Below are 21,223 nucleotides of genomic sequence, written 5' to 3' on the forward strand. Positions count from 1 at the left end.
CATCATCGCACCGGCAGCCGGGCGCGCACCCGGTAACCGCCGTCCTCGCGGGGCGCGGCCGTCACTTCGCCGCCGAGCGCCCGCGCGCGTTCGGCCATGCCGCGGATCCCGTTGCCCGGCGGGGCGTCGCCGCCGCGGCCGTCGTCGTCAACCTGCACGGACAGCGCGTCGGTGCCGTAGCCGAGCCGGACGACGACGGTCTTCGCACCGGCGTGCTTGGCGACGTTCGTCAGCGCCTCCTGCACCACGCGGAACGCGGCGTGCTCGACGTCCGGCGGCAGGTCACGGGCGTCGCCCTCGATCTCGGTGCGCACGGTCAGCCCGGACGCGCCGACCGACTCGGCCAGCTCCGCGACCCGCTCCAGCGCGGGCCGGTCGGCCTGGCGGAGCATGCCGAGCGTCGTGCGCAACTCCCGGAGTGCGGTCTTGCTGGCGTCCTTGATGGTGCCGAGCGCCTCCTCGGCCTGCCCGGGGTCACGCCGGTGCAGCGCGGCGCCGGCCTGGACGTTGATCAGCGCGAGGTGGTGGCCGAGGACGTCGTGCAGCTCGCGGGCGATGCGGAGACGTTCGTCGGTGGCGCGCGCCCGGGCTTCGGCCTCCTTGGTGCGTTCGGCTTCGGCGCGGTAGTGCGCGACCGCGCCGCCGGCGACCAGCGCGACGAACCAGCCCGTCATCAGGAAGAACGCGAAGTTGTCGACATGCCGACCCGTGCGCGAGCTGATCTCGCCGACGGCGACACCGGCCATCGCGGCGACGACGAGCAGTGCGGCCCCGCGGATGCGCCCGGCCGCGGCGGCGTTGTAGAGCGCGTACGCGAAGGCCAGCAGGACCAGGCCGTCCGGATCGGTCAGCGGGTAGTACAGCGCGCAGCCGACGAGCGTCAACCCGGCGACGCTCAGCGGGTGTCGCCGCCGGAGGAAGAGCGCGACGCAGCACAGCACGGTCAGGACCCAGCCGAAGACGGCGTGGTGGGCGGGCTTGGCGCCGTCGTCGAGCACGGTCAACAGCGATCCGGCGAGCACCGCGACGGAGACCGCCAGCTCGGGCGCGTACCGCCGGAACCAGGACATGCCGTGAGTTTAGGCGCGTAACAAACGCAGTCGGGCCGGCGACTACGGCGGCATTGATTCGGGTAGCCAAGGAGTCTCCGTGGGAAAGAAACTGGGGTTGATCCTGACCGCCGGCCTGCTGGTCGCGGGCTGTGGCGTCGGCGCGGTGCCGCCGAAGGACGCGGGAAGTGTGGGCCTCCTCGAAACTTCGACCTCCACTTCCTCGACGCCGACGTATTCCGTTCCGGAAACGACGCCGGCTTCCGAGACGCCGGTCGTCACGACGACGCCGGCCGAAGCGCCGGCCGTCGCGCCGCCGCCCGTGACGAGCGCGGCCAAGCCCAAGACCGCGCCGAAGACCACCGCGCAGGCCGTGCCGAAGCCGGCCGAGTGCGGCGCCGACTACTACCGCAACTCCGCCGGCAACTGCGTCCACCGGCCCAGCGACAACCCCGCCGGCGCCACCGCGCAGTGCAAGGACGGCACCTACAGCTACAGCCAGCACCGGTCCGGCACCTGTTCCGGGCACGGAGGCGTGCGCACCTGGCTGTGACGAGAGCACCAAACGAGTCGGAAACCCCCACCGCGTAGGTACAGTGCATGAAGTTGCATGACGCGTACTAACTACACACCGTGGGGGTGCTGTGTCCCGTCCCGGACGCTCCGGCCGCGCGATCGTCGTCGTGCTCGCCTCGTGCGGGCTGGTCGCGTCGTTCATGCAGACGCTGGTCGTGCCGCTCATCCCGGTGTTCCCGCGGCTGCTGAACGCGTCGGCGGCCGACGCGTCCTGGGTGGTCACCGTGACGCTGCTGGCGGCGTCGGTCATCACGCCGGTGAGCGGACGGCTCGGCGACCTCTACGGCAAGCGGCGGATGATCCTGGTCAGCCTCGCGCTGCTGATCGCCGGCTCGGTGGTCTCCGCGACGACGAGCGCGCTCGCGTTCCAGATCCTCGGCCGCGGGCTGCAGGGCTGCGCGATGGGCGTGATCCCGCTCGGCATCAGCATCATGCGCGACGAGCTCCCACCGGAACGCGTCGGCGGGGCGATCTCGCTGATGAGCGCGACGCTCGGCGTCGGCGGCGCGATCGGGCTGCCCGTCGCGGCCCTCGTCGCCGAGAACGCCGACTGGCACGCGCTCTTCTGGACCGCCGCCGGGCTGGGACTGGCGTGCGCGCTGCTGATCCTCACCGTCGTGCCGGAGTCGCCGCTGCGCACGCCCGCGCCGTTCGACTCCTTCGGCGCGTTCGGCCTGGCCGCAGGGTTGCTGTGCCTGCTGCTGCCGGTCGTCAAGGGCGGCACGTGGGGCTGGACCAGCACACCGACGCTCGGCCTGGCCGCGGCGGCCGTCGTCATCCTGCTCGGCTGGGGCGCCTACCAGCTGCGCCGCCGCGACCCGCTGGTCGACCTGCGGGTGTCCGCGCGCCGCCCGGTGCTGTTCACGAACCTCGCGTCGATCATGGTCGGCTTCGCGTTGTACGCGATGGCGCTGTCGTTCCCGCAGCTGCTGCAGGCGCCGGCGTCGACGGGATACGGGCTGGGCCAGTCGATGGTGGAGTCGGGACTGTCGCTGGCGCCGAACGGCCTGGTGATGATGCTGCTCTCGCCGGTGTCGGCACGCCTGATCGCGCGGTTCGGGCCGCGTCCGACGCTGATGAGCGGCGCGCTGGTGATCGCGGTGGGCTACGCATTCGCGATCGTGCTGATGGACAACGCGTTCGAGCTGATCACGGCGTCGGTGATCATCGGCGCCGGCGTCGGGATCGCGTACGCGGCGATGCCGGCGCTGATCATGGGCTCGGTCCCGGTCACCGAAACGGCGTCGGCGAACGGCCTGAACTCCCTCATGCGCTCGGTGGGCACGGCGATCTCGAGCGCGGTGATGGCGGCGATGCTGGCCCAGCTGACGATCAGCGTCGGCGGCCTGCCGGTGCCGTCGCTGCTGGGCTTCCGGGCGACGTTCGCGGTGGCGGCGTCGGCGGCGCTGGCGGGCGTGCTGCTGGCGGCGCTGGTCCCGAAGACGAAGGCGGCGCGCGAACTGGTCGTCGTCTAGTGCGGGTCCGCGAGTCCGCGCGCGGCGTGGTCTTCGATCCGGACGGCCGCGTCGTCCTGCTGCGGCACGAAGACGCGGCGCCGGTCGACCCCCGCGATCCCGGCTTGCTCGTGTATTGGGGCCCGCCCGGCGGTGGGATCGAGCCCGGCGAGACCGCCGAAAAGGCGCTCGCGCGGGAGCTGTTCGAGGAAACCGGCCTCACGGACGTCGAAATCGGCCCGTGCGTCTGGCGTCGCGAGGGCGAGTTCCGGCTGCCGGATCCGGTCCTGGCTCGCGAGCGCTATTTCGTGTGCCGGACCCGGAAACCCGGCTGAGCCGCGCGAACCTGACGGCCGCCGAGCGTCGCGTGGTCCGGGACATGGCTTGGTGGACGCCGGACCGGCTGGCCTCGTCCGGCGAAGTGTTCCGGCCGCCGGGTTTCGTCGGGCTGCTCGGACAGCTGCGCACCGCCGGACCGCCGGCCGAGCCGATCGTGATCGATGCCTAGTTCTTGCGCGCCACCAGGGCGAGCCCGCCGCTTTCCGCCGGTTCCGCGGGGACGTCCGCCGGGTCGTCGGGGCGCCACTCCGGGATGAACACGATACCGGGATCGACGATCTCGAAGCCGTCCACGAGCGCGCGCAGCTCGGCGGCCGAGCGCGGCGTCACCGGGTTGGCGCTCTTCTGGTACATCGCGACCGCGCGCGCCGTGCCCGCGCTCTGCTGCTCGTACGTCGCGGACGACATCGCCAGGTAGCTGCCCGGCGCGAGCGCGTCGCGGTAGGCGGCGATCAGCCGGGCCGGTTTGCGCTCGTCCGGGATGAAGTGCACGAACAGCGCCATCACGACCATCACCGGCTGGTCGAGGTCCAGCAGCATCTCGGTGATCTCGTGTTCGAGGACGTCGTCGGGGAACTCGGCGTCGGCGTGCACCATCGCGGCGTTCTCGTTGTTCTCCAGCACGATCTCGCTGTGCGCGACCGCGACCGGCTCGTTGTCGACGTACACGACACGCGCGGTGGGGTCGATCGCCTGCGCGACTTCGTGCACGTGCCCGACCGTCGGCATGCCGGAGCCGATGTCGAGGAACTGCCGGATGCCCTGGTCCATCCCGAACCGGATGACCCGCCGCAGCCACTGCCGGTTCAGCCGGGCCCGCTCGCGCGCGTTCGGCTGCGCGGCCAGCACCTGGTCGGCGAACATCCGGTCGACGGCGTAGTTCAGCTGGCCGCCGAGGATGTAGTCGTACACGCGCGCGGGATTCGGCTTGTCGAGGTCGATACCGCGCCGCGCGTACTCGTCTTCACTCATCGCCGCTCCATCGTCCGGTGGTGACGGCGAGGATAGCCGGTCACCCGACGCGGACGTTCTTTCGCGCCACCAGGGCCAGCTGGCTCGCCTGCTCCGGATGCCCGCCGACCTCGGACGGGTCGTCCGGCCGCCACTCCGGCGTGAACACGATTCCCGGCGGCACGAGTTCGAAGCCCTCGACCAGCGCACGCAGTTCGTCGCGGGAGCGCGCAACGACGTCGGTGCCGCTCTTCTGGTACAGCGCCGCAGCTCGGCGGGCTTCTTCGCCCTGTCCCTCGAACGTGCCAGACGACAGCGCGAGATAGCTGCCCGGTGCGACGGCGTCGCGGTAGGCGGCGATCAGCCCGGCCGGGTTCCGCGAGTCCGGAATGAAGTGGATGAACGCCGCCATGATCACCATGACCGGCTCGTCGAAGTCCAGCAGCCGCTCGGTCGTCGGGTGCTGCAGAACGTCAGCCGGGTACTCCGCGTCCGCGTGCACCATCGCGGCGTTGTCGTTGTCCTTCAGCACGATCTCGCTGTGCGCGACGGCGACCGGCTCGTTGTCGACGTACACCACGCGCGCGGCCGGATCGATCGCCTGGACCACCTCGTGCACGTGCCCGACGGTCGGCATGCCGGAGCCGATGTCGAGGAACTGCCGGATCCCCTGCTCCGCGCCGAAGCGGACGGCCCGCCGCAGCCAGCGCCGGTTCAGCAGCGCCAGCTCCCGCGCCTCCGGCCGCACCTCGAGGATCTGCTCGGCGAACATCCGGTCGATGGCGTAGTTCAGCTTGCCGCCGATCAGGTAGTCGTACACGCGCGCCGCGTTCGGCTTGTCGAAGTCGATCCCGCGCGTCGCGTGTTCGTCGGTCATCGCCGCTCCCCGCCGTCGGTGTGACGGCGAGGATAGCGCCGGTCACAGCAGTGGCGGCACCACCGCGTCGATGAGGTGCGGGCCCGGCTCGGCGAAGGCGCGCTGCAGCTGGTCGGCCAGTTCCTCGGCCGTGGTCGCGCGGGTCGCCGGGACGCCCATGCCTTCCGCGATCTTCACGAAGTCCATGTCCGGCCGTGAAAGATCGAGCAGCGCGTTCGCCTTCGGACCGCCCGACGCCGCTCCGACGCGCTGCAGCTCCATCCGCAGAATCGCGTACGCGCGGTTGTTGAGCAGCACCGTCGTGACGTTCAGGCTTTCCCGCGCCTGCGTCCACAGCGCCGAGATCGTGTACAACGCGCTGCCGTCCGATTGCAGGTTCAGCACCGGCCGGTCCGGCGCCGCGACGGCCGCCCCGGTCGCCACCGGCATGCCGTAGCCGATCGCGCCGCCGGTCAGCGTCAGGACGTCGTGGCGGGGCGCGCCCGCCGTCGCCGCCGGCAGCAGGAGACCGGACGTGTTGGCCTCGTCGGCGATGATCGCGTTCTCCGGCAGCAGCGCGCCGATGACCTCGACCCAGTTCTGCGGGGTCAGCGGGCCGCTGGGCAGCGCGGGCCGCTGGGCCTGCTGCAGCACGGGTTCGGTGTCCGCCGCGACGATGTCGGCGACCTCGTTCAGCGCGCGGGTGACGTCCTGGCCGACCGACGCGAGCGTGTGCACCTGCGCGCCGTCCGGCACCAGGTCGCTCGGCTTGCCCGGGTAGGCGAAGAACGACACCGGCGCCTTCGTGCCCGCGACGACGACGTGCTCGATCCCGCCGAGCTGGTAGGTGACCTGTTCGGCGAGGTAACCGAGCCGCTCGATGTTGGGCAGGCCGGCGCCGCGCTCCAGGCGTGCGGGGAACGTCTCGACGAACACCTTCGCGCCGGTCGCGGCGGCGATCCGGCTGGCGGCGCGCAGCCCGTCTTCACGGCACGCGCTGCCGCCGATCAGCAGCGCGACCGGCTCGCCCGCACCGAAGACGGCGGCGACGTCCTTGACGGTCGTGGCGTCCACAGTCTGCGGCACCCGCGGCGGGATCGGTGCGCACGTCTCGCCGCCTTCGCCCCACGACGCGTCCGCAGGCAGGATGAGCGTCGCAACGCGGCCAGGAGCGTCCTGCGCTGCGGCGACCGCTGCGGCGGCGTCCGCTCCGACGTCCTTGGTGTGCTCCGAGCGGCGCACCCAGCCTTCCAGCGAGCCCGCGACAGCCTCGATGTCCGATTCGAGCGGTGCGTCGTATTGCTTGTGGTAGGTCGCGTGGTCGCCGACGACGTTGACGATCGGAGTGTGCGCGCGCCGCGCGTTGTGCAGGTTCGCCAGGCCGTTGCCCAGTCCCGGACCGAGGTGCAGCAGCGTCGCGGCGGGCTTGCCCGCGATGCGCGCGTAGCCGTCGGCGGCGCCGGTGACGACACCTTCGAACAGCGCGAGCACACCCCGCATCTCCGGGACGGTGTCGAGCGCGGCGACGAAGTGCATCTCCGACGTGCCGGGGTTGGCGAAGCACACCTCGACACCGGCGTCGACCAGCGTGCGGATCAGGGACTGGGCGCCGTTCATCTCGCTCATACGGTTCCTTCGGGGAAGAGAACGCCGGGGTTGAGGATCCCGGCGGGGTCGAAGCTCTGCTTGATCCGGCGCATCAGCTCGATCTTCGCCGGGTCTTCGAGTTGCTGGTGGTAGCTCGCCTTGGTGCGGCCGAGGCCGTGCTCGCCGGAGATCGCGCCGCCGAGTTCCATCGCGTACGAGAAGATGTCGGTGAGCAGACGTTTACGCCGGTCCGCGTCCTTGCAGAAGATCCCGAGATGGACGTTGCCGTCGCCGGCGTGGCCGCAGCCGAGCGCGCCACCGCCCGCGGCCATCGCGAGTTCGCGTGCCTTCGAGATGAACTGCGGCATCGCGGTCCGCGGCACGACGACGTCGATCACGTCGTCGGCGCCCGCCGCCTTCGCGGTCCAGAAGGCCTTCTCGCGGGCTTCGATGAGCTTGCGCGCGGCGCCGCCTTCGAGGACGTAGACGTCGGTCGCGCCGAGTTCGCCGAGCAGCTCGCCGACCTGCTCGACGTCTTCCTGGAGACGTCCGCTCTCGCGGTTTTCCAGCGCGACGACGAGGTAGGCCTCGCTGGTCTCGCGGATGTGGTCCGGGACGCCGAGTTCGAGCTTCTCGTTGTAGACGATGGCGGCCATCGTGAGGTTGTCGATGTACTCGAGGATGTGCGGCGCGAGCCCGCTGGAGACGACCGCCGGCACCGCGGCCATCACCTGCCCGAAGTCGCCGAAGGGGGCGAGCACCGTGGCGCCGTGGGACAGCCGCGGGTGCAGCTTGACGGTGATCTCGGTGGCCAGTGCGAGAGTGCCTTCGGAGCCGATGATCAGCTGGGTGAGGTCGTAGCCGGTGGAGATCTTCGACGTCTTGCCGCCGGTCCGGATGATCTCGCCGGTTGGCAGCACGGCCTGGAGGCCGAGGACGTTGTTGCGGGTGACGCCGTACTTGATCGCGCGCATGCCGCCGGCGTTGGTGCCGACGTTCCCGCCGACGCTCGCGCTCAGCTCACCGGGATAGACGGTGTAGCTGAGCCCGGCTTCGGCGGTCTTGGCATCGAGTTCGGCGAGCGTGACCCCGGGCTGGACGACGGCGACGTGGTTCCCGGTGTCGACTTCGAGGACGGCGTTCATTCTTTCGAAGGAGATCAGCAGGCCGTCTGCCCTGGGCCGCGCTGCGCCGGAGAGCCCGCTGCCGGACCCGCGCGCGGTCACGGGCACGTTGTTCTCCGAAGCGACCTTCAGCAGCTCCGCGACTTCTTCGGCGGTTGCGGGCTTCGCGACGTACGCAGGCTTCTGCGGCTCCGCGGTCAACGCCTCGTCGTGCGCGTAGTCCTCGGAGATCGCGCCGCCGGTCAGCAGGTTCTTGTCCCCGACGATCTCGGCCAGCCGTGCCGCCACGTCGCCCATCGACAGCCTCTCCTCCGCGCCGGTGCTGTGGTTACCGCAGCGTAGTACGTACCGCCGGTACGCCGCCATGAAGGTTTTTCACGTTCACTTCAGACCGTGCTCAACCGGTTCGGCACCGGCTTCCTGCGCCGGGTCGATCGCGTACTGCGGGAACTCGAGGACGCGCGCCGCGAACTTGCTGACACCGCCGGTCTCGACCACGGCAGCGTCGCCGTCGCCGCGGAAACGCTGCTCACACTCACCGGCGTGGTCAAGAAGTTCCGCGTCGCGCACCCCGGCGTCGACATCCGGCTCTACCAGTCGTCCGCGACCGAGATGGCCAACCAGCTGCGCGCCGGAGAGGTCGATCTCTGCTTCGCCTCCCAGCCGCTGCCGGGCCCGGACCTGCAGACGCGGGAGCTGCTGCGGGAGGAGGTGCTGCTCGCCGTGCCGGTCGGGCACCGGCTCGTCGATCGGAAGCGGGTCCGGCTCGAGGACCTGGCCGGCGAACCCTTCGTCACGACCCGCCCCGGCTACTGGCCGCACGAGCTGGCCGACCGGCTCTTCGCCGCGGCGGGCATCCGTCCTGAGTACGCCTGCGAGAGTGACGAACCGGGTACCACCGGCGACCTCATCGGCGCGGGTCTCGGCATCGGGCTGGTCCCCGCGTACTCCCGCGGCGCCACCCACATCCCGGGCGTCTGGCTGCACGTCGACGCGCCGGACTGTCACCGCACGCTGAGCCTGGTCCGTCGCCAAGACGCGTACCTTTCCGTCGCGGCTCGACGTCTTTTCCGACTTCGCGGCCGCATACTTCGGCCGCCGGTAGGGCGGGCGCGGGAGCGCCCGCCCTGGCCAGCTCAGCCGATCGGCCACGGCGGACGGCAGTTCTGGCGTGGCAGCTCGATCGACGAGTTCGTGTACACGCCGTCGGCCAGCGTGTCGGCCATGATCGGGTTCTGCCAGTAGCACTGGTGCTGGGCGAAGTACCCGCCCGCCGCTTCGATCGTGTCGAAGTGGCAGACGCCGTCGGTCTGGATGCAGTAGCGGATGTACGGGATGCCGCCGAAGTCCGTCCGGCCCGGGCCGAACGAAACGTATCCGCCGAACGGCGACGGCGCGCCGGCACCGGCCGGGATCACCGCGCTGATGCCGCGCCCCGGCGGCCCGACCGGCTGCATCGGGTCCGCGTACAGCTTCGCGTTGAAGTGGTTCTTGTCGACGTCGACGACGCCATCGGCGATGTCGTTGAGCAGAAAGTTCGCGACGATCGCGCCCTGGGAGTACCCGACGACGGTGAATTCGCCGCCCGGGTCTTCGTTGAACGCGTCCTGGGCGACGCGCTTCGCCTCTTCGCGGCCGATCGCGACACTTCGGTCCATCGGCGTCTGACCGCAGGGACCCGGCAGCCCGGACGCGCCCGCCGGGTAGTTCACGACCTTGCGGATCCCGCCGCGCAGCCAAGCTTCCTGGTACTGGTCGGCGTTCCCGTTGCACGTCCCGCCGATCAGGATGTAGTAGTGCGCGCCTTCGGCGTGGGCCGCGGGTACGCCGACGAATCCGGTGACGAGCGCGGCCACCGCCGCGCCGATCAGCGAAAGCCGTTTCAGATTTTTCACTTCGCAGTCCCCTCCGTGAGTTGATCACTGCGCCGCGGACGTTAGGGAGGGGCGATGAAATCCGGATGAAACCTGTGATCACCCGGTTACGGACGAGATTTAGCTCAGGCTGAATCTCTGGTGGGTGGCGGCCGGCCGGGTGAAGCTTCCGGCATGACATCGACGTACACCTTCGAAGACGGCCTTTCCGTGCGGCGGCTGGGTTTCGGTGCCATGCGGCTCACCGAGTGGGACTACGTTCCGGTCGGCGCGGCGGCGGTCGCCCGGCGGGCGGCCGAGCTGGGCGTGACGTTCTTCGACACCGCCGACGCCTACGACCTGGGGTTGAACGAAGAACTCCTCGCCGACGTGCTTCACCCGTACGAGGGGCTCTGCATCGCGACGAAGTGCGGGCACGCACGCCCGAGCCGAAGTGAATGGGTGCCCCTCGGACGTCCCGAATACCTCCGTCAGCAGGCGGAACTCTCGTTGCGGCGCCTGCGTGTCGAGCGGCTCGACCTGCTGCAGCTGCACCGAGTCGACCCGCAGGTGCCGCTCGCCGACCAGATCGGGGTGCTGGCCCGGCTGCGGGATGAGGGCAAGGTCGCCCGGATCGGGTTGTCCGAGGTCAGCGTGGCGCAGCTCGCCGAGGCGCGGGCCATCGCGCCGATCGCGAGCGTGCAGAACCGGTACAACCTCACGGACCGCGCGTCCGAAGGCGTCCTCGACTACTGCGAGCGCGAGAGGATCGCGTTCATCCCTTGGCTGCCGATCGCAAATGGTCACCATGCGACGGCGGGCGGCGTGATCGGAAAGGTCGCAGCCGGCCTCGGCGCGACACCCGCCCAGGTGTCCCTCGGCTGGCTGTTGCGCCGGTCCCCGGTCGTCATTCCGATTCCCGGGACGTCCTCGCTCGCGCACCTCGAAGAAAACTGCGCTGCGGCGGAAATCGTGCTTTCTGATGACGATATCGCGCGCCTCGGCGAACTGGCATGAAAACGGCCCGGCCGCGGGTTTCCCGCGGCCGGACGTCGGTTCCTGCTGTTCTCAGACGAGCCAGCCGAGGAAGTGCGCCAGGTGCGCCAGCGCGCCCGAGATGATGTCGTGGCAGTAGTGCGCGTGCTGGGCGAACGTCTGCATGAAAGGCTCCTTGCCGATTGAACAATGATTTCCCTGGAGATGCTCTCGCGAGAGCGGAGTCATGTTTTCACCGTGCTGGCGGGCTGTCAAAGAGCCATTTCCGGAAGGTTCCGGTCCGGCGGAATCTTCCCATCCTAAACATGTAATCCCTTCGTGTTTGAGGCCGGGGTGCCCGGTTCGGCGGTCAGCCACTCTGGGTAACACTAAGGGCGATCATCACCCTCGGTGACCCCGGTCTTGATCCGGTGACTCGGGCATGCCGTAACTCGATCCGGTGATCATCGGCCACGAAAGGTGAATTCGCGACGATCACTCTTCCGGGTGGTCCGGGCGGCAAAAAGGGGACGCCGGATGCGATGACCGCAACCGGCGTCCCCTTGCCGGGTAAGGGATTCAGGCCCGCGCGAACGAGAGCGTCTCGCCTTCGACCCCGCGCAGCCAGAGGTCCTGCGCGGCGGCCGCCATCTCGGCCAGGCCCTCCTCGATCGTGGCGAACACGTTGCCGGGTACCCAGCCCGCGTCGCCGTTGATCAGCAGGTTGTTGCGTCCGTAGAAGATCGCGAGGTCGGTCGCGCCCTGGTCGCTGTGGGCTTCGCTGCCTTCGTCGTAGCCGTACGCGGGGTTGCCGATCTCCCAGGCTTCGAAGCCGAAGTACACGACGTCACCGGGAATCGGCGTGATCGTCGGGTTTTCCCGCCCGGGTTTCGGGTCCGCGAAGGGCGGCACGAGCGTGTAGACCTCGTTGCGCGCGTACTTCGCGTGGTAGGCCGAACCGCTCTGCGGCAACGCGTCCCACACGGCTTTGCAAGTGCGCGGTGCTTCGTCGTCGAGCAACCGGGCGCGGCAGGACACTCCGCGCTTGTCCAGCGTGATCGTGATGTAGCGGGCCATGCTCAGCCTCCCGTGACCGAAGCGACGACGTCTCCCCAGATCCGCAGCGCGTCGTCGACCTGTTCGGCGGAGACGACCAGCGGCGGCACCATGCGGACGACGTTCATGTACGGCCCGCAGGTGAGCAGCAGCAGGCCGTTCTTCGCGGCAGTCTGCTGAGCGGCCTGCGCGGTCGCGGTGTCCGGCTCGCCGTCGGCAGTGGTGAACTCCGACCCGACGAGCAGCCCCAGGCCGCGCACCTCGCCGATCGCCGGCGTCTTGTCCGCGATCACCCGCGCGCCCTCGAGAAGCTGGCGGCCGCGCTCGGCGGCGTTCTCGACGAGGTTCTCCTGCTGGATGACCTCGAGCGTCGCGATCGCCGCCGCGCACGAGACCGCGTTGCCGCCGTACGTGCCGCCCTGCGACCCCGGGAACGCTTTCGCCATCAGCTCCTGCGAAGCGGCGATGCCCGACAACGGGAAGCCGCTGGCCAGGCCCTTCGCAATGAGCACGATGTCGGGGGAGACGTCGAAGTGGTCGTGGCCCCAGAACTTGCCCGTGCGGCCGAAGCCGGTCTGGATCTCGTCGACGACGAGCAGGATGCCGTGCCGGTCCGCGCGCTCGCGCAGCCCGGCCATGAACTTGGTGTTCGCCGGGACGTACCCACCCTCGCCGAGCACGGGCTCGACGAAGAACGCGGCGGTCTCGTTCGGCGCGCTGACTGTCTGGAACAGGTAGTCCAGCTCGCGCAGCGCGAATTTCGTCGCGGTCTGCTCGTCCCAGCCGTAGTGGTAGGCGTAGGGGAACGGCGCGACGTGCACGCCCGCCATCAGCGGGCCGATGCCGGCGCTGAACCGCGTCCCGGACGTCGTCATGCTCGCCGCCGCGACAGTCCGGCCGTGGAAGCCGCCCTGGAAGACGATGACGTTCGGACGCTTCGTCGCCTGCCGCGAAAGCCGCAACGCCGCTTCGACAGCTTCGCTGCCCGAGTTCGCGTAGAAGAGTGAGTCGAGCCCGCTCGGCAGGACGTCGCCGAGCCGTTTCGTCAGCTCGAGCAACGGCTTGTGCATCACCGTCGTGTACTGCCCGTGGACGAGCTTGCCGATCTGCTCCTGCGCGGCCCGCACGACGTGCGGATGGCAGTGCCCGGTGCTCGTGACGCCGATCCCGGCGGTGAAGTCGAGGTGGCGTTTGCCGTCGACGTCGTAGAGGTAAACCCCTTCACCGTGGTCGACCACGACGGGCGTTGCCTGCTTGAGCAGCGGAGATAGCTGGGCCATGGCAGCGTGCTCCTAGGTCGGTCGAATGGGTTGTCGATTGTTGACAATATCCATAGCATGGCCCTCGGGACAACACGTGAGGAGCAGTCGGGATGAGCGCGAGCACCGAAGCCGGCGTCGTCGAGGCGGTCGGCAAGGAACTGTTCATCGGCGGCAAGTGGGTGGCCGCCGAGTCCGGGAGGACGTTCCCGGTGGTCGACCCGGCCACCGGCAAGGAGCTGTGCCAGGTCGCCGACGCCTCGCCGGCGGACGGTGTCACCGCGCTGGACGCTGCGGTCGCCGCGCAATCGGACTTCGCGAAGATGGCGCCCCGCGAGCGCGGCGAGATCCTGCGCCGGGCGTTCGAGCTGCTGATGCAGCGCCAGGACGAGCTGGCCCTGCTGATGACACTGGAGATGGGCAAGCCGCTCGCCGAGTCGAAGGGCGAGATCGCCTACGCCGCCGAGTTCTTCCGCTGGTTCGCCGAGGAGGCCGTCCGCATCGACGGCGGCTACGCGACCGCGCCCAACGGCTCGGGCCGGTTCCTCATCACGAAGCAGCCGGTCGGGCCGACGATCCTGATCACGCCGTGGAACTTCCCGATGGCCATGGGCACGCGCAAGATCGGCCCGGCCGTTGCCGCGGGCTGCACGATGGTGATCAAGCCGGCTGCGCAGACGCCGCTGTCGATGCTCGCACTGGCGGGCATCCTCGCGGAGGCGGGCCTGCCCGAGGGCGTGCTCAACGTCGTGACGACCACCGACTCCGGCGGGGTCATGGAGCCCCTGATCCGCGACGGCCGCGCTCGTAAACTCTCGTTCACCGGCTCGACCGGCGTCGGCCGGAAGCTGCTGGAGCAGTGCGCCGACAAGATCCTGCGCACGTCGATGGAGCTGGGCGGCAACGCACCGTTCCTGGTCTTCGACGACGCAGACATGGACGCGGCCATCGACGGCGCGATGCAGGCGAAGATGCGCAACATCGGCGAAGCGTGCACCGCGGCGAACCGCTTCTACGTGCAGCGTGGAGTCGTGGAGGAGTTCTCGCGGCGGCTGACCGAGCGCATGCAGGCCCTGCCGATGGGCCGCGGCACCGAGAAGGACGTCGTGGTCGGCCCGCTGATCGATGACAAGGCCGTCGACAAGGTCACCGAGCTGGTCAAGGACGCCACCGACCGCGGCGCGCGGGTGCTGACCGGCGGGTCCGGTGTCGACGGTCCGGGCCACTTCTACCAGGCGACCGTGCTCACCGACGTCCCGCAGGAGGCGCGGCTCAACCACGAGGAGATCTTCGGGCCGGTCGCCCCGATCACGCCGTTCGACACCGAGGAAGAGGCAGTGGCGAAGGCGAACGACACCGAGTTCGGCCTGGTTTCCTACGTCTACACCAGCGATCTGAAGCGGGCGCTGCGCGTCTGTGAGGCCCTCGAAGCCGGCATGATCGGCCTCAACCAGGGTATCGTGTCCAACCCGGCGGCGCCGTTCGGCGGGATCAAGCAGTCCGGGCTCGGCCGCGAGGGCGGCTCGGTCGGCATCGATGAGTTTCTCGAGACCAAGTACATCGCGGTGGCCCTGTGACGGTCTACCGCCTGGCGAGCATCCCCGGCGACGGGATCGGCGTGGACGTCACGGTCGAGGCCCGCAAGGTCCTCGACCGGGCTTCCGCTCTCTTCGGCTTTTCGCTGGAGTGGACGGAGTTCGACTGGAGCTGCGAGCGGTACGCCCGCGTCGGCGCGATGATGCCGGAGGACGGCGTCGAGCAGTTGTCGGAGTTCGACGGCATCCTGCTCGGCGCGGTCGGTTTCCCCGGCGTACCGGACCACGTTTCGCTGTGGGGCCTGCTGATCCCGTTGCGGCGCGCGTTCCAGCAGTACGTCAACCTGCGTCCGGTGCGGCTGCTGCCGGGCACGACGTCTGTGCTGGCCGGACGGAAGGCCGAGGAGCTGGAGCTGGTCATCGTCCGCGAGAACTCCGAAGGCGAGTACTCGGCGATCGGCGGACGGCACAACGCCGGACGGCCCGACGAGTTCGTGCTGCAGGAGTCGGTCTTTACGCGCGTCGGTGTATCGCGGATCATCCGGTATGCGTTCGAGCTGGCGCGGAAGCGGTCCTTGCGCGTGTGCTCGGCGACGAAGTCCAACGGGCTCATCCACTCGATGCCGTTCTGGGACGAGATCTTCGCCGAGGTCGCGGCCGAGTTCCCGGATGTCCACAGTGAACAGATGCACGTGGACGCGCTTGCCGCGCGGATGGTGCAGGCACCCGACCGGCTCGACGTGATAGTGGCGTCCAACCTCTTCGGCGACATCCTGAGCGATCTCGCGGCCGCGATCACCGGCGGCCTCGGCATGGCGCCATCCGGCAACATCAACCCATCAGGTGAACATCCGTCGATGTTCGAAGCGGTTCACGGGAGCGCTCCGGACATCGCGGGGCAGGGAATCGCGAACCCCGTGGCGCAGATCCTGGCGGCCGCGATGCTGATCGAACATCTCGGCGAAACCGTTGCGGCACAAGCGATCCGCACCGCGGTGGATCGGGTGCTCGACGACGGACGCGTGCGCACTCCCGACCTCGGCGGCACCGATACCACAGAACGACTCGGCACGGCAGTGGCCGAAACACTGGGCTGAGTTTTTGTCGGTGCCCTCCGGCACGGTGGACGGCGAGCCCACCAGGGGGAGGAGACACCGATGTGCCGGCAGTGCGAAGACCCGGACAGATCCGGGTACGTGGAGCGGCTACGCGAGGGCGTGGCCGACCGGGGCTGGCTCGTGCAGGGCGTGGAGGGCGCGCCGCTGTACCCGCCATGGGCCTACACGATCGGCCTGAGCGGATACGGCCTGCCCGAGCTGGTCGTGACCGGTCTGCCCGTGCTCGCGGCGGCAGACCTGCTCAACGAAATGGCCGCGCACGTACTACACGCGTCACCGCCCGAGCCGGGGGAACGGGTGCCGTTGCGAGGCGGCCCGCTGATCGAAGTGGTGCCGCTGGCCGAGCCGTCGGCGCACCTGGTGTTCGCCGTGGCGTTGTACGGCACGGAAATCCGGGCGCTGCAACTGGTCCACGCGGACGAGCGCGGCCGCTGGCCGTGGTCGCCGGACTACCGGGACGGCCGAGGCGGCCAGCCCGTGCTGGGAGCCCGTCATGAGCACTGACTGTGGTTGCGTTCCGCCGGTGAACTGCTTCCCGGCCCCCGTGCCGGCTGTCCACGTACGCCTGCCGTATTCGCCGATCCGCGACTCGTCCAGTCGGAAACGCGAGCGCTCCTTTCCGCAGGAGCGCGAGTCGTCCGTCCGGGTGCGCCTGGCGGCTCTTCGATCCCGCGTGTCGGGCTTCCGGTCACGCCTGTCGGCCCGGGGACCGCTCGGACCGGAATTCCGGTCACGCGTTGCCCGGCACCGGCGGGGCTTCCCCGTCCCTGAGGCTCGTGCCCGGCGCGAGCCGCTGCACCGCGTCCTCCATGTGCGCCTCGAGCAGAGCGAGCGCGGTCTCCTCGTCCCCGTCACGCAGCGCCTGGATGAGCTTCGTGTGCTCCTCCACACGCTCCTCGACCCGCTGGTAAGTGCTCTGCAGCGCGGTGAGGCACATCCGCGTCTCGATGAGGAGAGTCCGAGCCATCCGCACGAGCCGTTTGCTGCCGGAGGCGTTGATGAGTGCCTCGTGGAACCTGAGGTCGGCGGTGGAGAGGGCGCTCGGGTCATCTTCGCTTGCGGCGGTCGCCATCTCGGCGACGGTCTGCTCGAGGAGGTCGGCGATCCGGTTTCGGTCCCCGCCGCGCAGGGCGCGGAGCATGGCGGCGCGCTCGATCGCCGAGCGCGCCGCGTAGATGTCGTAGACGTCGCCGGGCTCGAGGTCGATCACGAAGAGCCCGCGGTGCCGCTCGCTGCGCAACAGTCCCTCGGATACGAGGTGCTGCATTGCTTCCCGGAGTGGCCCCCGTGACACCTGGAACCGGGAGGCCAGCTCGGTCTCGCCGAGCTGGGTCCCGGGCGGGAGGGCACCGGTCATGATCGCGTCACGCAGCTGACGCGCGATGACTGCGGCTGTCGACTCGCGGCTGACTGGCTCGATCTCGGGCAGCATGCCCGGTGGCAAGGCCATGTCAGGCACTCCCGTCCGGAAGATGCCGGAACAGGGCCCCGAGCGAGCGGACGAGCCGGTGCCGGCCGGTCAGGCGCAGGCCCTCCCAGACGGTCACCTGGTTCGCGGTCAGCACGGGCTTGCCGAGGGCCGCCTCGATGGCGTTGATCTCGCCGAGGGTGCGCATGGCGGTGTCCGGCACGAGCACCGCATCCGCGTCCCGGTGGTCGTGGCGCACGGCGAGCTCGACGACGGCTTCCGGCGACAGCGCTCCGACCTCGGCCGCCGTGATGATGTCGGCGCTGGCCATCGCGACGACCTCGATTCCGCCCGCCTTGAGGAAGTCGACGAACAGCCGGGCGATGTCGTCCGGGTAGCTGGCGGCGACGGCGACCCGCTTGACGCCCAGGGCACGCGCGGCGTGCACGAACGCGAAGGAGGTGCTGGAGGCCGGCACTCCGGCGACGGCGCCGAGCCGGTCGGTCTGGTCGCGGGCGCCGTCCCAGCCGTAGACGAAGCTGCCGCTGGTGCAGGCCCAGATGACCGCGTCCGGCTCGTGCTTGGCGAGCAAGGCGGCGCCGTCGGCGAGGCGGCTCTCGCTGCCGAGGTCCAGCAGTTCGGCGACCGCGTGCTTGTCGGTGCCGTAGATGTGCTCGACCGCCAGCCGGATGTCGCCCTCGTCGACGGCCGTACCGCCGAGCAGCTGCTCGGCGAGCGGGTAGTCGTCTTCGGCCGCGTGGTCGGGGTAGATGAAGCCGATGGTGGTCACGGAACCTCCGGAGGGACGCAAATTGTCGACAATCCTAGAGGGATGGTCAAGGAAAACCTTCACGACACGTCACGAAGCCACTTCCCGGGTCCGACGATGGGGAGATCCATCCGGCGCAGGCACGCCCACATGGTCAGCTGGTTCGCGGTGAGCACCGGCTTGCCGAGCGCGGCTTCCAGAGGCTCGATCAGGTCGTAGGTGGGGAGGTTGGTGCAGCTGACGAAGATCGCTTCGGCGTCGCCGTGGTCGGCGGCGAGGATGCGTTCGGCGATGGTCCGGTAGCTGACCTTCCAGATGCCGCCGCCCAAGCCGAGGTGGTCGCTGGCGACGGTCTCGACGTTCAGCTCGGCCAGGAAGTCGTGCAGGGCGCGGGTGAGGTCGGCGTCGTAGGGCGTCAGCACCGAGACGCGGTGCAGGTCGAGCTGGTGCAGCACCTCGGCCAGCGCGCCCGAGGTGGTGACGGCATCCGGTGCGCCGGCGTCGCAGATCGCCTTGGTGAGGGAGCGCTCGTAGTCGACACCGTTGACGAAGCTGCCCGACGTGCAGAGGTAGGCGACGACCTCGGGCTCGACGTGCAGCACGTCGCGGGTCGCGCTCGCGAGGTGGTGGCTGTCGCTGACGAGGCGGGCCATCTCCATGCTGACCGGCACCGGCTCGTACGGCGTCCGGGCCAGGTGGAGGGAGACCTCCATCGGTACCCACCGCCAGAGCTCGCGCTCCAGCGCGAGGTCGAACGGGGCGATGACGCCGATGCCGCGCTGGGCGAGCGGGCCCTCGAACGCCAGGAAGTCGAAATCCAAGGCTCAGCCTCCGGAATACGTCTGTGCTTGACACGTCCGGTGCTCCGGGGGTCGTTCCTCGGATTGTTGACAATCATACGAGTGACTTTTACCGTGTCAACGTGATCGCCTCGGAAGACCGGGAACCTCCCGTCCTGGCAGTGCTCTGCGGCGAGTCCCGCCCACCGGACATGCGTGCTGTCGAATCCGGGGCGGTCGTGCGTTACACGGACGCGGCGGGACTGGCCGAAGCGTTGTCCGGCGCCGACGCCCTCTTCGTCTATGACTTCCTCTCCACGGCCGTGCCGGGAGCGTGGCATGCGGCCGACCGCCTGCGCTGGCTGCACATCGCGAGCGCGGGTGTCGACCCGGTGCTGTTTCCCGGACTCATCGAGAGCGACGTCGTCCTGACCAACTCGCGGGGTGTCTTCGACGACGCCATTGCGGAGTACGTGCTGGGTGTCGTCCTGGCGTTCGCGAAAGACTTCGCGCGGTCGCACGACCTGCAGCGCGAGGCTCGCTGGCAGCATCGCGAGACCGAACGGATCGCCGGACGCGAGGTACTGGTCGTCGGCACCGGGCCGATCGGCCGGGCCATCGCGCGGCTGCTGCGCGCCGCCGGCATGCGGGTCAGCGGCGCCGGACGCAGGGAACGCACCGGCGATCCGGACTTTGGCGTTGTGCACGAGTCCGCGCGGCTCACCGAGGTCCTGTCACACGCCGACTACGTCGTCGCTGTCGCGCCCCTGACCGAGCACACCAAGGGCATGTTCGACGCTCGCGCGTTCGCTGCCATGAAGCCGTCGGCGCGGTTCGTCAACGTCGGGCGGGGCGAGCTGGTCGTGACGTCCGACCTGGTGGAGGCGCTGGCCACCAAGTCCATCGCCGGAGCCGCGCTCGATGTGTTCGACACCGAGCCGCTGCCGGGCGACAGTCCGCTGTGGAGCATCCCCGACGTGCTGATCTCGCCGCACATGTCCGGTGACTTCGTCGGCTGGCGGAACACGCTCGTCGAAGTCTTCACCGAGAACTTCCGCCGCTGGCAGGCTGGGGAGCCGCTGCGCAATGTCGTCGACAAGACGCTCGGCTACGTGCCGTCGGGGAACCAGGGAGCCGGATGAACGACAGGATGCTGACCGCCAGCGAGCTCGTCGCCGCCTACTCGACCGGTGAGCTCTCACCGATCGAGGCGACGCAGAACGCGCTGCAGGTCATCGAAGCCCGCGACGGCGAGTGCAATGCCTACTGCCTCGTCGACGCCGACCGGGCGCTGGAGCAGGCGAAAGCGTCGGAGATCCGCTGGCGGGACGGCAACCCGATCGGCTGGCTCGACGGCGTGCCGTCCTCGATCAAGGACATGTTCCTCACGCAGGGCTGGCCGACCGTCCGCGGCTCGAAGAGCATCAGCCCGGACCAGCCGTGGGACGTCGACAGCCCGGTTGCCGCGCGGATGCGCGAGGCCGGCCTGGTCGTGCTCGGCAAGACGACCACTCCCGAGATCGCGTGGAAGGGTGTCACCGACAGCCCGTTGTGCGGCATCACGCGCAACCCCGTCGACCCGGCGAAGACTGCGGGCGGCTCGAGCGGCGGGAGCGCCGCGGCCGTCGCAGCGGGGATGGGCGAGCTGTCCGTCGGCACCGACGGTGGCGGCTCGGTGCGGATTCCGGCGTCGTTCTGCGGGATCGTCGGGCTCAAGCCGACCCACGGCCGGATCCCGCTGTACCCGGCGAGCCCGTTCGGCCCGCTCTCGCACGCCGGTCCGATGGCGCGTTCCGTGGACGACACCGCGCTGCTCCTGGACGTCCTGTCGATGCCCGACCACCGCGACCCCACCGCGCTCGCGCCGCCGGTGGCGTCGTTCCGCGAGGCAGTGCGGCGGGACGTGCGCGGCCTGATCGCGGCGTTCTCGCCGACGCTCGGCTACGTCGACGTCGACCCCGAGGTGGCGGCGATCGTCGCCGACGCGGTACGCGCGCTGGGCGATGCGGGCCTGCACATCGAGGAAACCGATCCCGGGTTCGCCGACCCGAAGCCGGCGTTCGACATCCTGTGGTCGTCGGGCGCGGCGAAGCTGCTCGACACGTTCCCGCCCGGCTCCGAGGCGCACACCGACCCCGGGCTGCGCAAAGTCTGGGAGCTCGGCAAGACGTGGTCGGCGAGCGACTACCTCGACGCGACCGCCGAGCGTGCCGCGCTCGGCATCCGGATGGGTGAGTTCCACACGCGCTACGACGTGCTGATCACGCCGACCGTCCCGATCCCCGCGTTCGAAGCCGGGCACGACGTGCCGCCGGGCAGCGGGCTGAGCGAGTGGCCGGAGTGGACGCCGTTCACGTACCCGTTCAACATGACCCAGCAGCCGGCGATCAGCGTCCCGGCGGGCCGCACGTCGGCGGGGTTGCCGGTGGGCCTGCAGATCGTCGGCCCGCGGCACTCGGACGACCTCGTGCTGGCGGTGGCGAAGCTGCTGGAGGAAGTCCGCCCCTGGGCGTCCGCCTGACCACACTTGAGGGT

Annotated in this window: 22 protein-coding genes; 11 read left to right on the forward strand and 11 right to left on the reverse strand. The window is 70.0% G+C overall.

Translation table 11 applies throughout. The features are described from left to right. Positions 1-2: 2 nt before the first annotated feature. Positions 3-1,070 carry a sensor histidine kinase gene (locus BT341_RS13115; protein ID WP_072476564.1) on the reverse strand — a complete coding sequence of 356 codons (1,068 nt, stop codon included), beginning with the start codon at positions 1,068-1,070 and terminating at the stop codon, positions 3-5. A 79-nt stretch (positions 1,071-1,149) separates the two neighbouring features. Between BT341_RS13115 and BT341_RS13120 the strand changes: the two genes are divergently transcribed. The 4 genes from BT341_RS13120 (at position 1,150) to BT341_RS47270 (ending at position 3,587) form a co-directional block, all read left to right on the forward strand. Continuing rightward, positions 1,150-1,602, forward strand: a complete 453-nt coding sequence (locus BT341_RS13120; RefSeq protein WP_072476565.1) for a DUF3761 domain-containing protein — start codon at positions 1,150-1,152, stop codon at positions 1,600-1,602. Positions 1,603-1,693: 91 nt separating this feature from the next. Beyond that, the gene (locus BT341_RS13125; RefSeq protein WP_072476566.1) at positions 1,694-3,100 is read left to right on the forward strand and encodes an MFS transporter; all 1,407 of its coding nucleotides are present in this window, start codon (positions 1,694-1,696) and stop codon (positions 3,098-3,100) included. Continuing rightward, positions 3,100-3,414, forward strand: coding sequence for an NUDIX domain-containing protein (locus tag BT341_RS13130; RefSeq protein ID WP_072476567.1), 315 nt, complete (start codon positions 3,100-3,102; stop codon positions 3,412-3,414). Before BT341_RS13125 ends, BT341_RS13130 begins: the two co-directional genes overlap by 1 nt. 44 nt (positions 3,415-3,458) lie before the next feature. After that, positions 3,459-3,587 carry a hypothetical protein gene (locus BT341_RS47270; protein WP_281255980.1) on the forward strand — a complete coding sequence of 43 codons (129 nt, stop codon included), beginning with the start codon at positions 3,459-3,461 and terminating at the stop codon, positions 3,585-3,587. Here the strand turns inward: BT341_RS47270 and BT341_RS13140 are convergent. The 4 genes from BT341_RS13140 to BT341_RS13155 are packed head-to-tail and all read right to left on the reverse strand — an operon-like array spanning position 3,584 to position 8,233. Beyond that, on the reverse strand, positions 3,584-4,390 hold the full coding sequence (locus tag BT341_RS13140; RefSeq protein WP_072476569.1) for an SAM-dependent methyltransferase: 807 nt from the start codon (positions 4,388-4,390) through the stop codon (positions 3,584-3,586). The genes BT341_RS47270 and BT341_RS13140 overlap by 4 nt on opposite strands. 40 nt (positions 4,391-4,430) lie before the next feature. Beyond that, entirely contained in the window at positions 4,431-5,246 is an 816-nt protein-coding gene (locus BT341_RS13145; protein ID WP_072476570.1) for an SAM-dependent methyltransferase, read from the reverse strand. A gap of 42 nt (positions 5,247-5,288) precedes the next feature. After that, on the reverse strand, positions 5,289-6,842 hold the full coding sequence (locus tag BT341_RS13150) for an acetolactate synthase large subunit (protein ID WP_177329054.1): 1,554 nt from the start codon (positions 6,840-6,842) through the stop codon (positions 5,289-5,291). A 5-nt stretch (positions 6,843-6,847) separates the two neighbouring features. Next, positions 6,848-8,233 (reverse strand): FAD-binding oxidoreductase, encoded by a 1,386-nt coding sequence (locus BT341_RS13155; protein WP_072481925.1) that lies wholly within the window; start codon positions 8,231-8,233, stop codon positions 6,848-6,850. A gap of 96 nt (positions 8,234-8,329) precedes the next feature. On the opposite strand from BT341_RS13155, the gene BT341_RS13160 reads away from it, so the two are divergent. Further along, positions 8,330-9,181 carry a LysR substrate-binding domain-containing protein gene (locus BT341_RS13160; RefSeq protein ID WP_084742844.1) on the forward strand — a complete coding sequence of 284 codons (852 nt, stop codon included), beginning with the start codon at positions 8,330-8,332 and terminating at the stop codon, positions 9,179-9,181. Here the strand turns inward: BT341_RS13160 and BT341_RS13165 are convergent. After that, positions 9,073-9,831, reverse strand: a complete 759-nt coding sequence (locus tag BT341_RS13165) for a PE-PPE domain-containing protein (protein WP_084742845.1) — start codon at positions 9,829-9,831, stop codon at positions 9,073-9,075. The genes BT341_RS13160 and BT341_RS13165 overlap by 109 nt on opposite strands. A 153-nt stretch (positions 9,832-9,984) precedes the next feature. Between BT341_RS13165 and BT341_RS13170 the strand changes: the two genes are divergently transcribed. Next, positions 9,985-10,806 carry an aldo/keto reductase gene (locus BT341_RS13170; RefSeq protein ID WP_072481927.1) on the forward strand — a complete coding sequence of 274 codons (822 nt, stop codon included), beginning with the start codon at positions 9,985-9,987 and terminating at the stop codon, positions 10,804-10,806. A gap of 537 nt (positions 10,807-11,343) precedes the next feature. Here BT341_RS13170 and BT341_RS13175 read toward each other — a convergent pair. Together BT341_RS13175 and BT341_RS13180 are read right to left on the reverse strand one after the other, a co-directional pair. Further along, positions 11,344-11,841 (reverse strand): DUF3830 family protein, encoded by a 498-nt coding sequence (locus BT341_RS13175; protein ID WP_072476572.1) that lies wholly within the window; start codon positions 11,839-11,841, stop codon positions 11,344-11,346. A 2-nt stretch (positions 11,842-11,843) separates the two neighbouring features. Next, positions 11,844-13,100, reverse strand: coding sequence for an aspartate aminotransferase family protein (locus BT341_RS13180; RefSeq protein ID WP_072476573.1), 1,257 nt, complete (start codon positions 13,098-13,100; stop codon positions 11,844-11,846). 92 nt (positions 13,101-13,192) lie between these two features. Between BT341_RS13180 and BT341_RS13185 the strand changes: the two genes are divergently transcribed. From BT341_RS13185 to BT341_RS13195, 3 genes are read left to right on the forward strand one after another with little or no spacing between them, the layout of a single operon-like run. Then, the gene (locus BT341_RS13185; RefSeq protein WP_072476574.1) at positions 13,193-14,656 is read left to right on the forward strand and encodes an NAD-dependent succinate-semialdehyde dehydrogenase; all 1,464 of its coding nucleotides are present in this window, start codon (positions 13,193-13,195) and stop codon (positions 14,654-14,656) included. Further along, positions 14,653-15,711: a tartrate dehydrogenase gene (locus BT341_RS13190; protein ID WP_072476575.1), complete on the forward strand. Its 1,059-nt coding sequence runs from the start codon at positions 14,653-14,655 to the stop codon at positions 15,709-15,711. Before BT341_RS13185 ends, BT341_RS13190 begins: the two co-directional genes overlap by 4 nt. 60 nt (positions 15,712-15,771) lie before the next feature. Then, complete coding sequence (locus BT341_RS13195; RefSeq protein WP_072476576.1) at positions 15,772-16,236, forward strand: DUF4262 domain-containing protein; 465 nt, start codon at positions 15,772-15,774, stop codon at positions 16,234-16,236. Between the two features lie 226 nt (positions 16,237-16,462). Here BT341_RS13195 and BT341_RS13200 read toward each other — a convergent pair whose 3' ends face one another. Genes BT341_RS13200 through BT341_RS13210 form a run of 3 tightly spaced genes read right to left on the reverse strand, consistent with a single transcriptional unit; the run spans position 16,463 to position 18,730 of the window. After that, positions 16,463-17,182, reverse strand: coding sequence for a GntR family transcriptional regulator (locus BT341_RS13200; RefSeq protein WP_072476577.1), 720 nt, complete (start codon positions 17,180-17,182; stop codon positions 16,463-16,465). 1 nt (position 17,183) lies between these two features. Further along, positions 17,184-17,930: a maleate cis-trans isomerase family protein gene (locus BT341_RS13205; RefSeq protein WP_072476578.1), complete on the reverse strand. Its 747-nt coding sequence runs from the start codon at positions 17,928-17,930 to the stop codon at positions 17,184-17,186. 59 nt (positions 17,931-17,989) lie between these two features. After that, positions 17,990-18,730: a maleate cis-trans isomerase family protein gene (locus BT341_RS13210; protein ID WP_072476579.1), complete on the reverse strand. Its 741-nt coding sequence runs from the start codon at positions 18,728-18,730 to the stop codon at positions 17,990-17,992. A 101-nt stretch (positions 18,731-18,831) separates the two neighbouring features. Here BT341_RS13210 and BT341_RS13215 point away from each other — a divergent pair, with 101 nt between their 5' ends. Both BT341_RS13215 and BT341_RS13220 read left to right on the forward strand, forming a co-directional pair. After that, entirely contained in the window at positions 18,832-19,830 is a 999-nt protein-coding gene (locus BT341_RS13215) for a D-2-hydroxyacid dehydrogenase (protein WP_072476580.1), read from the forward strand. Continuing rightward, positions 19,827-21,209: an amidase gene (locus BT341_RS13220; protein ID WP_072476581.1), complete on the forward strand. Its 1,383-nt coding sequence runs from the start codon at positions 19,827-19,829 to the stop codon at positions 21,207-21,209. Before BT341_RS13215 ends, BT341_RS13220 begins: the two co-directional genes overlap by 4 nt. Positions 21,210-21,223: the final 14 nt, after the last annotated feature.

The sequence above is a fragment of the Amycolatopsis australiensis genome (assembly GCF_900119165.1).
Lineage (GTDB): Bacteria > Actinomycetota > Actinomycetes > Mycobacteriales > Pseudonocardiaceae > Amycolatopsis > Amycolatopsis australiensis.

Excerpts from the sequence above, each read along its gene's own strand:
- BT341_RS13115 (WP_072476564.1), bottom strand. The coding sequence starts at position 1,070 with ATGTCCTGGTTCCGGCGGTACGCGCCCGAGCTGGCGGTCTCCGTCGCG.
- BT341_RS47270 (WP_281255980.1), top strand. The coding sequence starts at position 3,459 with ATGGCTTGGTGGACGCCGGACCGGCTGGCCTCGTCCGGCGAAGTGTTC.
- BT341_RS13140 (WP_072476569.1), bottom strand. The coding sequence starts at position 4,390 with ATGAGTGAAGACGAGTACGCGCGGCGCGGTATCGACCTCGACAAGCCG.
- BT341_RS13145 (WP_072476570.1), bottom strand. The coding sequence starts at position 5,246 with ATGACCGACGAACACGCGACGCGCGGGATCGACTTCGACAAGCCGAAC.
- BT341_RS13150 (WP_177329054.1), bottom strand. The coding sequence starts at position 6,842 with ATGAACGGCGCCCAGTCCCTGATCCGCACGCTGGTCGACGCCGGTGTC.
- BT341_RS13155 (WP_072481925.1), bottom strand. The coding sequence starts at position 8,233 with ATGGGCGACGTGGCGGCACGGCTGGCCGAGATCGTCGGGGACAAGAAC.
- BT341_RS13170 (WP_072481927.1), top strand. The coding sequence starts at position 9,985 with ATGACATCGACGTACACCTTCGAAGACGGCCTTTCCGTGCGGCGGCTG.
- BT341_RS13175 (WP_072476572.1), bottom strand. The coding sequence starts at position 11,841 with ATGGCCCGCTACATCACGATCACGCTGGACAAGCGCGGAGTGTCCTGC.
- BT341_RS13180 (WP_072476573.1), bottom strand. The coding sequence starts at position 13,100 with ATGGCCCAGCTATCTCCGCTGCTCAAGCAGGCAACGCCCGTCGTGGTC.
- BT341_RS13185 (WP_072476574.1), top strand. The coding sequence starts at position 13,193 with ATGAGCGCGAGCACCGAAGCCGGCGTCGTCGAGGCGGTCGGCAAGGAA.
- BT341_RS13195 (WP_072476576.1), top strand. The coding sequence starts at position 15,772 with ATGTGCCGGCAGTGCGAAGACCCGGACAGATCCGGGTACGTGGAGCGG.
- BT341_RS13200 (WP_072476577.1), bottom strand. The coding sequence starts at position 17,182 with ATGGCCTTGCCACCGGGCATGCTGCCCGAGATCGAGCCAGTCAGCCGC.
- BT341_RS13220 (WP_072476581.1), top strand. The coding sequence starts at position 19,827 with ATGAACGACAGGATGCTGACCGCCAGCGAGCTCGTCGCCGCCTACTCG.